Below are 13,565 nucleotides of genomic sequence, written 5' to 3'. Positions count from 1 at the left end.
CTCGCTTCTTGAGGAACCGCCAGTCGCGCTGATGGCGGCGCATCCTCGACAGAGCGGTGCTCAGCCTAGTTCGCCTGCCACCCCGGCATGCTTGATCCAACGGCCCCATCGGGCACTACGCGAGAACTGGGTAGCGATAGCGGCCCCCGAAGGAAGAATTCCCTCCGGGCTGCGATTGGCGAGCGCCCACCGCCAGGCCGTCCGGTGCAGATCTTGAATGTCGCCACTCATTCCGCGATCCACGTTCGGCTCGCACGGGGTATCCGTCTCCCGAATAGCGTGATGCTGCCGGATCTGGCCCATCAGCATCTCGTAGGCGCCGATCAATGCGAACGACGGCCACGCGGCGATGATTCGGGCGATCAGCGTCGCATCGGCGACTGCCACGTTGGCACCAAGGCTGGCCAGGCTGCCAACGATCAGAAGAAGCCACGCCAGCGCCCCTCCCCGGCGACCGTACCGGCTCGCCAGCAGTATGGACATCGACGAGGCCACGATCATGCCATCCACCGCGAGTGGGATCAGCATCGCCCCGAGCCCGCTCTCGCCGTGACGGAGCGCCAGCTCATGCATATGCCGGTACGACACCACGGCGGCAATTCCCGCGACCAGCACCACGGACGAGGTAGTCGTCCATCGAATCCAACGATCGACCGTCGAAGACAAGGAAGAACTCATCGGTCCGCACCACCCTTGACCACCTCAGCGCGCACTTCAACGACAAGACGACCGCACGAAACCGCAGGTGGAAATGCCGTAGTTTTGCTGTGTGCCCTGCCGGGGGCACACAGCAGGTCTGCGGCACGGCCGCCCGCGACCAGCGGGCGGCTGTTTTCGTTGTTTGGGATGAGTTCTGCCATCGTGGCGGCTTCTTCGACTGTTTAGGCGTCGAGAGTGACTCTGATCGGGGCGACGTTGACGCGATCGTCGTAGCGGATCTCCAGATGGAGGCCGCGAACAGCTTGCGCTGCAGAGGGTCGGGGAGTTCGGCGAGCCTGGTCTGGAGCATCGGTATCTTGTCGAGCAGAACGACTTGGTGATCGCGGGCGGGCAGGTTCGCCTCGGCCTGCGCCACTTCCTCAGCCTTACTGCGACGGTCGGCCTCCAGTTCTGTGAAGCGCGCGCTTGCAGGCGCCGCCAGAACTCCGGTCAGCGTCCATGTCCTCGATCTGAGCGATAAGGCGGTCTTGTTTCTTGACGAGGTCCGCGATTGTCCATCCCACCCCGCCTCGGCCTGATCAGGCGGAGGGGAAGTGCAGCCTGAGGTGCTCCATGCCGAACACTCGCCGCATCTCCCCCTTGATGAGGACCGGCTCCAACACGGCGAACACCCGCTCGATCGCGGCCTCACCGTAGTCGTCGAGCGTCGGAGTGGCCCGCAGGAACAGCGCACCACCAGGCAGCTCTTCGACCTCGTCGAAGGCGCCCGTGGCCGTAAGGGCCGCTGGACCGCCCAGCCGCGCCCCCAGCGCGCCTGCGCATACGGTAACCCAGGAGTAGCCGCGGAGCTCGAGATCACAACGCGGGACGGTGACGACGTCCACAGCGCCGAGCGCGGTTTCCAGGGGCGTCTCGTCGGTGAGGCAGTCATCGGTGACGTGGCCGTAGCAGGCGCCGTTGATCGCAGCCCGCCTCTTCAGTGCCTCCGCCCAGCGCCGCTGGGCGTCAGGCGAATGTCGGGAGCCGGTGACTGGCACCGCCTCCGTTTTGAGCTTGACCCACGTGTCAGCGTCCCCTTCTATGGCGGAGACAGTGATCCACACAGTGCCCTTTCCCGGAAAGCCTCGCTCGTCGAGCGGAGTAACGATGTGCTCCACTATGTGAGGGCGTCGCTGGAGCGCACGGGCGACCGCCCGCAGGCTCTTCTCCGAATACGGCATGGCGGCGGAGAAAGGGCGCGCACGTGCCGGCTTGACGCGGAACTGCGCCCACAGGCCGCCTGGCTCTCGACTGGGCGTACGGCCCGTCCCGTCGGCGAGGGCGGCGGGGTTCATCTGGAGGCCGCGGACAAGGAGCGACTCCAGGTCCGGGACGAAGTCGGCCAGGGCGCCCGCCAGCCAATCCGACGCCACATCGGCGTAGTGGCGGTCCGACTTCGCGCGAATGACTAGTTCGGCGGACAGACTGTTGGAACCGAGCGTCACTTCTCCCCTTTGGGCCACCAGCCTAGCGGCCCGCCGAAGGCGCCGGCGGGCCGCGCTACCTCAGTAGGCCAGCCCCGGCGGCTGGTAGGAGCCGAAGCTGAGGATGGTCAGGGCGACGCGCACCCGGAGAACGAGACCCAGCTGACCGTGCCCACCGTGATGCTCACGGAGCAGGAGGGCACCCAGCTGGCTGAGCGGTCGCGCCACCGGCCCGTCACGGTGACCGCCAAGGGCATCGTGGCCAGCCCGTACGTCTACGACCTCTACCTGAGCGAGAACGGCCAGGTCAGCGACCACCCCACGTACGTAGCCAGACACGCTCGCTCGCTCGCGTCGACACCGCCTTCCACGCCCAGTTGACGGACGACATCGCGCTGTCCGAAGTCAGATATGGATGGATGCCCTGGGAGACCGCGTCATGGGATGTGAACAGGCCGATGCCCCGGGCACCGCGCCAGCGGACCGACTACGTCACTCCAGGCCCTGAGGCGGAATGGAGCACGCTCACCGACATGCCGGAACGGCCGTACAACGGCGTCATCCCCGAAGAAGAGCAGGGACTGATGTCGGTCGTCGGCGCGAGGCGCGGCTACTGGGCGGGTGAGCGGGTCGCGCACAGCTATTTCAAGCAGCCGACGGCGCCCGGGTTCCCGGTGGACTCACCGACGACTCGGCAGGGGCGACGTACTCAGCGTCGAGATGCGCGCCTTCGTGGACGCGCAGGGGAACGTCGGAAGCACGTCGACCGACCCGTTCGAGCACGGCTTCGCGTCGGATTGGCGCATCTACAAAGGCGACGAGCTGATCGCCGGGACAGCTCTGGGCGACTCTGGACGGATCTGGGTGGAGCCCCAGCGTGCCAGGTATCGGATCGAGTACGCGATCGAGAACCATTCGACATGGGCACGCCTGTCCACTAGGACCAAGACGGTGTGGGCGTTCGACTCGGAGCACGTCGAGGGCGACCCGCTCGTGCTGCCGCTGCTGGCCGTCTCGTACGACGCTCTGGTGGACCTGCGCAACCGCGCCGCCTCCACCAAGCTCGGCCTGACCATGGCTCATCAGCCTGGCGCGAAGCAGAGCACGATCAGGGATGTCACGCTCGAGACGTCGTCCGACGACGGCAAGACATGGCGTTCCGCCCGCCAGTTGCGCGACATGGGCCACGGCGCGTACGAGGCCACCATCGAGCGGCCCTCGTCGGGCCTGGTCTCGCTACGCGTCACGGCATCCGACACGGAGGGCGCCACGATCACGCAGGAGGTGATCCGGGCGTACGGCATGCGCTGACGGGCCCGGGCGCTCCTCTCTGGGGAGGGGCGCCTGGTTTTGCTGGACTACCTGCTCGGCGCGCTCACCGCCGTCGCCGCCCGCCGCCTCGCCGCCACCGATCACTACGGGCGGGCCGCAGTAGGGACGGCTGGATCCGTGCGGAACGGTGTAAGGGCATGCTGATGTCGACGGCCGACAGCCATATCCATCAGCCTCCGTGGTGATCAGCGTGCCCCCGCGCCACGCACGACGGTGAATACCTCTCTGTACGTGCCAACGGCCCGATACCTCAGCCGCGGGCGGGCGTGCGGAAGACCTGGCGGCCGTGCCAGTCGATGTGGTCCGGATCGACCGTGGCCAGGCCCGGCTGGGGCTCTCGCGCCGGGCGACCGGCCAGGGCGAGGACCATGTTGCGGGAGGCTTCTGATCGGCCTACGAACTTGGCTGAGACGGCGATGGTCCGGCCCGTGGTCAGTCCCAGGACGCCCTTGTCGAACAGCTTGTGGTGGATCGCGCACAGGCACAGCCCGTTGGCCAACTCATCGGGGCCGTCAAAGGCCCACCAACGTACGTGCGCCGCGTCTAGGCCAACCGCCGCGCCGTCCAGCCAGCCTTCGTAGGAGCAGAACGCGCAGCAGTACTCGTATGCCATGAGTACCCGGTCGCGAAAGCCCGGGTCACGGCGTACGGCCAGCGGTGTTCTGAGCTCCCCGTCGGTTTCGAGCCTCTCCAGGTCCAGGCCGGCAAGCATGCACAGGTCCGTATGCAGGGAGGGGGCGAAGTTGGCATCGAGGATGTAGCGGGCGATCCGGCCCAGCAGCCCGGGCTCCTCCGCCAGCGCGCGGGCCAGGTCGGGGTGGAGGCGGCCGCTGGCCTGGCTGTCGCGCAACCGGCCCAACTCTGGACCTGGGCTGCCCGGGCCGTGGCGGGTGTCGACCAGCCACAGGCCGTCGCTCGTCAGGTGGTGGAACGGGTAGCCCGGGCTGGTGTCGCGGGGCGGGCCGTACTCCTTGAGCAATTTCTTGAGCTCAGCCTCGGCGGCGCTGAACGGGATGGGGCGGTTACCGTGCCGCTGGAAATGGCCCAGCACGTACAGGAGGAGGAGCGGCTTGTGCGGTGCTCGCTCGCCGCCTCTGGTCCAGCGCCGGATCTCGGCGACCCGCTCGATCCAGTCCACGGTCGGCAGTGTAGGACGATCTTCCCGCCGCGTCAGGACAGACGGTCGTTGACTTTCGCATATCACCGTAGCCGGCCACACCCTATAGTCGCCGAGGTGAGCGATCTTCAGCCGGGCATCTACCAACATCTGATTACCCGTGAGGTAGACGCCCTCCTGCAAGCGGTATCTGATCGCGAGCTGATCGACCGGCGATCATTGGACATCGCCGACTCACACGAGACCTTGGCCAGGCATCTTGCCGCGCTCACTCGTCGTGCACTGCGTTCCGTACGGGGTGACAGCGATGCCGTGCGGCTGGCCAGGCAGGTAGAGATCGTCAACCGGGTCGCCGACCTCATCGGCGACCTGGTGCCCGAGGCCGCCTCCCCCGAGGAACTCGTGGAGGCCGCCGAGGAACTGCTGGGCGTCGCCAGGAGCCGCGACGCGGCCGGCCAGGTACGGTTCCCCGCGCGTCCGGTGATCCCCCTCACTGGCAGCGCGTTGCTGGTCAACGGCAGGGGGCAGCCGGAGATTGGCCATGAGCTCAAGCGCGAGCTGGCCTCCGCCGATCACGTGGATCTGCTCTGCGCATTCGTGAAGTGGAACGGCGTACGGGTACTGGCGGAGGCGATCGAAGAATTTCTGGCGCGTGGCGGCCGGCTGAGGGTGGTGACCACCACGTATATCGGCGCCACTGACCGCCTCGCGCTAGACCGGCTGGTGGCCATGGGGGCCGAGGTCCGCGTCTCCTATGACACCCGGATGACGAGACTGCATGCGAAGGCATGGCTGTTCCATCGGGGCAGCGGCTTGTCCACCGCCTATGTGGGCTCCTCCAACCTGTCGCAAACCGCCCTCAGCCATGGACTCGAGTGGAACGTACGACTCGCTCAAGCTGAACAGCCCCACCTGATCGACACGTTCATCGCCACGTTCGACGACTACTGGGGCGATCCGTCGTTCGAGCCCTATGATCCGGCGCAGGATGCCGAGCGGCTCGACCGTGCCCTGTCCGCTGAGCGGGCCGAAGGCCGGGTGGTTGTCCTCGATTTCGCGCGCGTCGACGTTCGGCCCTACTCCTATCAGCGTGAGATCCTCGACGAGCTCGACGCCGAACGGCAGATTCATGGTCGGTGGCGAAACTTGGTCGTCATGGCCACGGGTACTGGCAAGACGGTGGTCGCCGCGCTGGACTATCGGCGGCTGCGTGCGGCTGGGCAGGCGGATTCGCTGCTGTTCGTCGCCCATCGTGCGGAGATTCTGCGGCAGAGCCTGCTTACGTTCCGGCAGGTGATGCGGGATGAGACGTTCGGCGAGCTGTACGTTGACGGCGCTCGCCCCGAGCGATGGCGTCACGTGTTCGCCTCCGTCCAGTCGTTGCACGCCAACCCGCTGCCGGAGCCGGACAGGTTCGACATAGTGATTGTGGACGAGTTCCACCATGCCGAGGCCTCGACGTACCGGCGCCTGCTGTCGGCGGTACGGCCGAAGGTGCTGCTGGGGCTGACCGCGACGCCGGAACGCGCCGACGGCCAGGACATCAAGCACTGGTTCGATGGCCGGATCGCCACCGAACTACGCTTGTGGGAGGCACTGGAGCGAGGGCTCCTGGCCCCGTTCCAATATTTCGGCGTCCACGACGGCACTGACCTGCGCCAGGTTGGCTGGCGGCGGGGCCAAGGGTATGACGCGGGCCAGCTCTCGAACGTCTACACCGGTAACGACCGTCGCGTCGCCGTGGTGTTGGAGACGTTGCAGCGCAAGATCGGCGATGTGGGGCGGATGCGGGCCATCGGCTTCTGCGTAAGCATCGACCACGCCCGGTTCATGGCCGACCACTTCACCCGAGCCGGGCTTCCCTCGGTGGCTGTTACCGCGCAGAGTCCGGCGGGCGAACGTTCCCAGGCACTACGAGACCTAAGAGACCGGCGGATCAACGCCGTGTTCACCGTTGACCTCTTCAACGAGGGCGTCGACGTTCCGGAGATCGACACCGTGCTCTTCCTGCGCCCCACTGACAGCGCCACCATCTTCCTTCAGCAGCTCGGGCGGGGCTTGCGACTGGCCGCCGATAAACCATGCCTGACCGTGCTCGACTTCGTCGGCCATCAGCACAAGCAATTCCGCTTCGACCGGCGCTATCGCGCTCTCACCGGTGCCAGCCGTACCGGAATCGCACGGGAGATCGAGCAAGGTTTCCCGACCCTGCCCGCCGGCTGCGTGATCGACCTAGACCGTGATGTGCGCCGGCTGGTCCTCGAGAACGTCCGACAAGCGCTCAGCCTGAATTGGCGCGATCTGGCGCGCGAGCTCCGCGACCTCGGAGATGTCAGCATGTCCACGTTTCTGCAGGAGACAGGGCTGGACGTGGAGGATCTCTATCGGCGCCGTCAGGGCTGGGCCTCCCTACGGCATACCGCGGGTCTAGAAGCTGCATCCCCTGACGAAGGACTCGGACGGGCTTTCGGCAGAATGCTGCATATTGACGACGTCGAGCGTCTCGCCTTCCTAACCGAGGTTCTGTCCAGCCGAACTCCCCAGTCCCCGCGCGAGCTCCGTCTCATGGCCATGCTGGATGCGATGTTGTGGGGTGGCAGCGAGCCAGCCTCCGGGATGGAAGCCCGGCTCGCGAAGCTCACGGGTGGCCGCGCCGCGGAGCTCGAGGAGTTGGCGGACGTCCTCCGCTCGGGAATCCGTCACGTGGCCCCGCCTTTGGATCCTGTCGTGCCGTTGCACGTCCATGCGCGATACAGCAAGAACGAGGTGCTAGCCGCCTTCGGCATCGACAAGCCCGCGCATATGCGGGAAGGGGTCAAGTATGTCGAGGAGCACCGGGCGGACCTGTTCTTCGTCACCATCGACAAGTCCGAGAACCACTACTCGCCCACCACGCTCTACCATGATCGGGCGATCAGCGATGAGCTGTTCCAGTGGGAGTCGCAGAGCACTCTGCGGTCCTCTACCGCCACTGCTCGCCGCTATCTGACGGGCGCGTCCACGATTCATCTCCTGATCCGGCAGTCCAAGCGCGATGAAGGGCTGGGGGCTCCGCCGTACACCTACGCCGGTCCCATGCGATACGTGAGCCACGACGGTGAACGACCCATCAGGTTCGTTTGGCGCCTGGACCACCCCCTCCCGCCCGAGGTGTTCCACTACGCCAAGGTCACTGCGGGCTGAGCCGACAGCGTGGTTCGCTGCGCCGCGCGCAGCGGTCATCCACAGGCAGACACAAATTCGGCAATTGGCATCGAGGATGCGCGTTACGTAGGAGCCATTCCTTACCGCCAGTTACTCCTGGCGGCGCGCTCGCCTAATTGAACGATCGCGCCGACTCTATGGGAGGCCCCCTGGTCGCTGAGAGTCGATATGGGGGCGGACCAGTGCCTGCTCGGGCGCAGGCACCGGCCTGCGTTGCCGCGCACGCCAAGCTAGCCCGTGCCCGCCGTCGGGATCCTCGACACCAAGGCGTGGACGACACCCCCTCCTGGCCATGCTTCCGACTGAAGCCGGCGACGCTGACGACCTCCTTTGCCCCACTGAACGAGCTTCCGTTCACCGCCCGTCGCCTCGCTCGGTGCGCCTGAGCTGCGTTATGCAGCGCCGTATGGGTGAGCAACCTCGCTTGATCGCAGCAACGGGGGAACCAGCAGTGATGCCCGCCCTCTTCGGTACAGGGCTGCGGGCCGGCCGACTTCGGGAATGCGACGCCCGCCTGTGGGCTCGAGGAAGCCCTCTGAACGTGTCACCTTTCTGCGGAAGTTGCTGGGGTCGAGTTGAAATCCCCACACTGCTTCGTAGATGCGGCGGAGCTCGGCGACGGTGAAAAGTTCGGGGCAGAAGGCGGCGGCTACGGTGGTGTGCTCGAGCTGTGATCGGGCTCGTTCCAGCCCGTCACGCACAATCACAGCGTGGTCGAAGGCCAGCGGCGCATCACCGTCAAGGGCTTCCGAAACTGGCGTCCAGCGCGCTCCGGCGGCATCGGTGCCCGCGGCAGGTATCGGTAGGTCAGGACCGAGTGCCAGGTATGCCACGGTGATGATCCTGCCGCGGGGGTCGCGTGCCGGGTCGCTATAGGCGTGCAGTTGCTCCAGGTGCAGATTGCGGCCGTCGAGGGCGGTCTCCTCTAGCAGTTCCCGTAGCGCGGCCTCACTCAGAGTCTCGCCATCGCGGACGAATCCACCCGGTAGCGCCGCGCACCCGCGGTATGGGTCATTGCCTCGTTCGACCAGCAAGACCTGTAGCTGCCCCTGGCGGACAGTAAAGATCACGAGGTCCACCGTCACAGCGACCGTTGCTGGCGGGCGTCGGCCAGCTCTTTCTCTTACCACCACAAATCCTCATTAAAGGTCATATTGACTTTAACTCGCAACGTGCTTATGGTCAGCTTGACCTTAATAGGGGCGTAGGAGGGCAGCATGGCCCGGTCCGGGGCGACACTACGTGAACACCGACACGGCGGCGCCTTAAGGAAAGACGCGGCTACCAGGCATCTCTGTGCGGGCGTGTACCTCGATCCCGCCTTTCGCAGGACGGTTCTCCGCCAGGTGTACAACGACACCGCTCACATGATCGCGCCGTCGTACGGCTTCGACCTCATCCCCGTCGTACGACATGCCTGGCGGGCCTGGCTCCTTTACACGACACAGCATCTGTGCGTCCTGGTGATGCTCGCCGTCAACCCGTCAGTCGCAATCGTCGTCGTCAGCGCGCTCTGCTTCTGGTGCCTGTTTCGCGTGATGATCAAGAGCGCCCTGATAGTTCTCCCGCTCTGGGCCAAGGCCGTCATAGATAGGTTGTTACATCGGCCAAGATGGTTAAGCGACTCCGACGATCTCCGTGAGCATGTACGCCTGCTGCGTCTCAGCGGCCTGGGATGCATCGCACTCATCATGACACTGCCCATGGTGGCGGGATTCGCTCACGTTTCACTGGACCAGATGACGCGATCGACGGCATTTGTCGGACTACTCATCGTCATCGTGGTGGGCGCAAGAGCGGCGATCCAGCAGATATCCCTCAACTTCATGCACTGGGCAGGCCGGCTAAGGCCGCAGAAGCTCACGCTGCGGCAACTCGCCATCGATGATCAGCAATCTCACCCCTATGTCGTCTACCGGAGACCATCGCCACCGGAGCCCGAAGAGGAACCGGAGCGCTTTACGTTCAAGCGGATCGATGAGGAGCAGCAGAGCCCTTTCGTAGGCAGTGGCCAACTTGTGCACAGGTGGCTTCCCCCGCTCACTGTCCAGCTTTTGAAGTCTCAGCCCCTCGGGAACGGGGACGATCACAGCAAGCACGCGTCAATGGAAGTGCTGGAGTATCCGAAACCTCCGTTCGAAGCCCACGAGCTCGTCGCTCACCTGAAGAAGGCGATGGCCCCCATGGGGGACGTCGAAGATCCGACCGGCCTGCGCGGGTTCACCGTTCATGATCGGCTGTACATCGCTGAACCCGACGTTGAGCCCAGCCCCGAGTGGCTCAGGAAGCGGCCGACCCAGAACCAGATCGACGAGAGGATCGATGATCCCTATGACGCCGTCCACCACTTCCTGGAGATCGGCGCCACCGCCACTGGAGAGCTTGTCACCACGGTTTTCCTACGGGTGACCGTCAAAGGCCGGGCACTCAGTCTCGACTTCGCCGCCTGCGCCCTTACGCGCACTCCGGCCGAGTATCAGGTGCTCAACGCCTTCGCCGAGACCGGGGCGAGCGCGGTGCTGCGCTCCACGTTACGGGTGCTGCTCAACCTTCCCGCCGAAGTGGCGAGGATATGGCATCTGGCCGTAGCTCTTCAGCTCATGATCGGTGCCATGCGAGCCCACAAAAACCGCATGCTCAAGCCCCGGCGGGGGATGGCCATCGCCGCCCAGGTCAGCATCCGGGAAGAGAAGGCGACCCCATGGGAGCATGCACAGCTGGACGAGGTCACGATCCACGACCACATGAAGCTCATCGAGCAGCGCTTGCTCAAGGCCACCGAGGATTTCCTCGAGTCGCGCGAGGTCGATACCTCCGCTTTCAAAAGGAGAGCGACCAGCATCATCAACACGGGCGTACTCAACATGGGCGGCAAGACCGAGATCAAGCAGTCGGCCGTAGGTGTCAACGCCCAGGTTCGGACCGACTCCCGGGAACCCGACAAGGGCACCGAACAAGCCCCAGCCAGCGAAGGAGGCCAGCGATGAGCGGCAACAGCGGCATCGCAAACTACGGGGGTCGCATGGAGATCAGCCAGTCCGCCGTCGGTCACGGGGCATCGGTCACAGTATCGGCCGATCCAGAGAATCCCCCGCAGCACGCCAGTCACGCCGATGTCGGAGTGATCACGATCACTCCTGAGGAGGCGAACGCCGTCCGCAACATCCTCGGCTTACGACCGACCCGCAACGGCGATCTCCCGTTCTACGAGGGCACTGTGCACATTCGGGACACAACCATCCGAATCGCCGCATTCCGCGCCCTCTCTCAAGGGCAGCGATCGGCAGTCATGGCCTTCGACCACCTTCGGCGACACTACAACCCCGCCGTGATCGTACTGACGGGCATCGGTGGCGGCATCCATGCGAAAGCCGCAGTCGGTGACGTCGTCGTGGCGACCCGAGTCGTCTACTACGACCTACGCAAGGAAACTCCCTACGGAACCCGACGCAGAGGCGAGGAGCGGGAAGCGCCTTCGGCTGTAGGTCATGCCGTGAACTCTTTCTTCACCGATCACGGCGAGCCGGCCACATTCCAGGCCGCTCACGATAACGGGGACACTCGCGACTTCCTGGTCCGTACCGGGCCCATCGGGTCCGGGGAGACGGTGATCGCAGACGCGGAATCTGAGATCGTCCGCTATTTAAAGGCCTATAACGACAAGGTGCTGGCAGTCGAGATGGAGGCCGGTGGGCTCACCCAAGCGTTCCATGAGCAGGATGGGCCCCAAGCCGTACGCGGCTGGGTCGTTGTGCGTGGAATCTCCGACGACGCCAGCGAAAGCAAGAACGATGCCTGCCGGGACATCGCCGCGCGGCACGCGGCGACGGTCCTGCGCAGCCTGCTCCCCTACCTCCCGGTCTGCGGCCCGTAAATCAGAGGTAGTAGATCACCAGAATGGTGAGGGCGATGCTCAGCGCTGTGAAGCCCAGCGTTCTGGGCTGCTGGGCGGCCTCTTTCCGTGAGGAGATCACCAGGACGGCGCCCACGGCCAGCGCCGCCAGCAGGTGCAGGCCGTACCACATGGGGATGGGCAGTTTTCCGAGGATGGTCCCGGACAGCAGGTCGTCGGCGGCTCCGTAGCCGGAGAGTCCGGTGAGCAGACCCAGGCCCAGTACTGCGAGGGCGTAGCGGAACCGGCCGAGCAGAGCCCAAAGAATCGTTCCCACGACGAGCAGGACAGAGGAGGTGTGGTGCAGTTGTCGGATGTGCAGGCCGCCACGCACGTCGAAGCTGAGACTCAGGATCGAGTTGTAGGCAGCGCTCATGGGAGTGCCCCGGAGGGGCTCGTAGAAGCCGTCGTAGGCCACCGTCTGGCCGCTGGGCACGTAGTGGAAGGCCAGGAAGCCTCCGGTGAGCAGGACGATCGCGAAACAGTAGATCAGCATCTCGCCCACTAACTGCCTCACGCGCTCCATTCGGCATATCTCACCACAACGGCCAGAAGCCGGCCCGGCGATTGGGGCCCGACCGCGCGAGAAGGAGAGGAACGGAAGCGTTGGTCCTGCCGCTGCATACGTGATCGCGAAGAGGACCGCTTCTTCGGCTCTACTGAGGATCGCTGTGTCATACGGCCATCTCGTTGCTTTCAGGCAGGTGTCCCGGTCCCCTCTCTTGACGGCCTTCGGCGGCGGGGCTGCTTCACGGTGGCCTGTCATCGGCGGCCGACGTCCGTATCATCTCGGCATGGTGCCGAACCTGGAGTTACGGCTCAGCCGGCGGGCGGTGCTTCTGGCCGCCGGAGGGCTGCTCGTCGGTTGCTCCGGGCAGCCCGAGATCGGCAAGGTTCACCTGCGGCTGGCCACCGGGCCGGCGGGGGCGGTGTACCGGCGCATCGGCGGTTCGCTGGCCGAGCACATCTCCGAGCAGGTGCCGGGTGCCACGGTGGTCACCGTGCCGAGCGGGGCGTCCACCGACAACATCCGGATGCTCAGGGCCGGCGAGGTGCACCTGGGGCTGACGAGCCTGGACGCGCTGATCACGTCCGACGGCAGCGCGCCCGAGGGGCTCTCGGCGATATGCCGGCTCTACGACAGTCACCTGCATCTCGTGGTCATGGCCGGTTCGGCGATCGACGAGTTCCGGGACCTCGAGGGCAAGCGCGTATCCCTCGGTGCCCGCGACTCGGGCACGGAGTTCACGTCGTTGCGGGTTCTGAAGCTCGGCTTGGTGAACGCCGACGGCCGGTACCTCAGTCAGGCCGCGTCGGCGGCGGCACTGCGCGACGGTGAGATCGACGCGATGTTCTCCTTGACCGGCGTCCCGACACCCGCCGTCATGGAGCTGGCGCAGCGGCATCCGATCCGGCTGATCCCGTTGGTCGCGCAGGCGGACGCGCTCTTCACGGCGTTCCCTGGTCCCTACGCACCGGCCATGATCCCCACGACGGCCTACGCGGGCGTCCCTGCCACCCGTACCGTCGCTGTGCCGAACGTGCTTCTCGTGCGCGACGACCTGCCCGATGACCTGGTCCACGCCATCACCGGCACGATCTTCACGCATACCGGCTCGATCACCTCCGGGGGCCGCGACGACGCCGAAGCCGTTCCCGAGGCGTGGCAGATCAACGTGCGTACCGGGATCTCCACGGCGCCGATCCCGCTCCATCCGGGTGCGGCCGCCTGGTTCCGCGACCGCAAGCGCTGACCCGAGCCCTGGACCCGAGCGCTGACCCAAGCCCTGGCCCGAGCCCTGGCCCCAAGCACTGACCCGAGCCCTGGACCCAAGCACTAACCCAAGCGCTGACCCGCGTGCCGATCCGGGCGCTCATCCAAGCGCCGACCCGAGCC

11 protein-coding genes are annotated in these 13,565 nt (G+C 65.8%); 6 read left to right on the top strand and 5 right to left on the bottom strand.

The window, feature by feature from the left end; translation table 11 throughout:
- Nucleotides 1-60: 60 nt before the first annotated feature.
- Nucleotides 61-618, bottom strand: a complete 558-nt coding sequence (locus tag ACFSKW_RS48355; RefSeq protein ID WP_379581447.1) for a DUF2637 domain-containing protein — start codon at nucleotides 616-618, stop codon at nucleotides 61-63.
- 620 nt (nucleotides 619-1,238) lie between these two features.
- A complete protein-coding gene (locus tag ACFSKW_RS48350) occupies nucleotides 1,239-2,144 on the bottom strand; it encodes a hypothetical protein (protein WP_379581445.1) in 906 nt (301 codons plus the stop codon).
- Nucleotides 2,145-2,300: 156 nt separating this feature from the next.
- Here ACFSKW_RS48350 and ACFSKW_RS48345 point away from each other — a divergent pair, with 156 nt between their 5' ends.
- A complete protein-coding gene (locus tag ACFSKW_RS48345; protein WP_379581443.1) occupies nucleotides 2,301-2,504 on the top strand; it encodes a hypothetical protein in 204 nt (67 codons plus the stop codon).
- 339 nt (nucleotides 2,505-2,843) lie between these two features.
- Nucleotides 2,844-3,434: a hypothetical protein gene (locus ACFSKW_RS48340; protein ID WP_379581441.1), complete on the top strand. Its 591-nt coding sequence runs from the start codon at nucleotides 2,844-2,846 to the stop codon at nucleotides 3,432-3,434.
- Nucleotides 3,435-3,705: 271 nt separating this feature from the next.
- On the opposite strand, the gene ACFSKW_RS48335 is transcribed toward ACFSKW_RS48340, so the two are convergent.
- On the bottom strand, nucleotides 3,706-4,593 hold the full coding sequence (locus ACFSKW_RS48335; RefSeq protein WP_379581439.1) for a phosphorothioated DNA-binding restriction endonuclease: 888 nt from the start codon (nucleotides 4,591-4,593) through the stop codon (nucleotides 3,706-3,708).
- Between the two features lie 96 nt (nucleotides 4,594-4,689).
- Between ACFSKW_RS48335 and ACFSKW_RS48330 the strand changes: the two genes are divergently transcribed.
- Nucleotides 4,690-7,755 (top strand): DEAD/DEAH box helicase, encoded by a 3,066-nt coding sequence (locus tag ACFSKW_RS48330; protein WP_379581437.1) that lies wholly within the window; start codon nucleotides 4,690-4,692, stop codon nucleotides 7,753-7,755.
- Between the two features lie 413 nt (nucleotides 7,756-8,168).
- On the opposite strand, the gene ACFSKW_RS48325 is transcribed toward ACFSKW_RS48330, so the two are convergent.
- Nucleotides 8,169-8,861 carry an NUDIX hydrolase gene (locus ACFSKW_RS48325; protein WP_379581435.1) on the bottom strand — a complete coding sequence of 231 codons (693 nt, stop codon included), beginning with the start codon at nucleotides 8,859-8,861 and terminating at the stop codon, nucleotides 8,169-8,171.
- A 261-nt stretch (nucleotides 8,862-9,122) separates the two neighbouring features.
- Here ACFSKW_RS48325 and ACFSKW_RS48320 point away from each other — a divergent pair, with 261 nt between their 5' ends.
- Nucleotides 9,123-10,763, top strand: a complete 1,641-nt coding sequence (locus tag ACFSKW_RS48320) for a hypothetical protein (RefSeq protein ID WP_379581434.1) — start codon at nucleotides 9,123-9,125, stop codon at nucleotides 10,761-10,763.
- Entirely contained in the window at nucleotides 10,760-11,650 is an 891-nt protein-coding gene (locus ACFSKW_RS48315) for a 5'-methylthioadenosine/S-adenosylhomocysteine nucleosidase family protein (RefSeq protein WP_379581432.1), read from the top strand. Before ACFSKW_RS48320 ends, ACFSKW_RS48315 begins: the two co-directional genes overlap by 4 nt.
- A gap of 1 nt (nucleotide 11,651) precedes the next feature.
- Here the strand turns inward: ACFSKW_RS48315 and ACFSKW_RS48310 are convergent, their stop codons facing one another.
- Nucleotides 11,652-12,185 carry a hypothetical protein gene (locus ACFSKW_RS48310; RefSeq protein ID WP_379581430.1) on the bottom strand — a complete coding sequence of 178 codons (534 nt, stop codon included), beginning with the start codon at nucleotides 12,183-12,185 and terminating at the stop codon, nucleotides 11,652-11,654.
- A gap of 277 nt (nucleotides 12,186-12,462) precedes the next feature.
- Between ACFSKW_RS48310 and ACFSKW_RS48305 the strand changes: the two genes are divergently transcribed.
- Nucleotides 12,463-13,422, top strand: a complete 960-nt coding sequence (locus ACFSKW_RS48305; protein WP_379581428.1) for a TAXI family TRAP transporter solute-binding subunit — start codon at nucleotides 12,463-12,465, stop codon at nucleotides 13,420-13,422.
- Nucleotides 13,423-13,565: the final 143 nt, after the last annotated feature.

Origin of the sequence: Nonomuraea mangrovi, from assembly GCF_042681425.1 — a bacterium.
GTDB lineage: Bacteria > Actinomycetota > Actinomycetes > Streptosporangiales > Streptosporangiaceae > Nonomuraea > Nonomuraea mangrovi.
Note: the sequence above shows the minus strand (reverse complement) of the source record. Positions and strands in the feature narration are given on the sequence as shown.

Coding starts and splice junctions, on each gene's coding strand:
- ACFSKW_RS48340 (WP_379581441.1), top strand. CDS start 2,844: ATGCGCGCCTTCGTGGACGCGCAGGGGAACGTCGGAAGCACGTCGACC.
- ACFSKW_RS48315 (WP_379581432.1), top strand. CDS start 10,760: ATGAGCGGCAACAGCGGCATCGCAAACTACGGGGGTCGCATGGAGATC.
- ACFSKW_RS48305 (WP_379581428.1), top strand. CDS start 12,463: ATGGTGCCGAACCTGGAGTTACGGCTCAGCCGGCGGGCGGTGCTTCTG.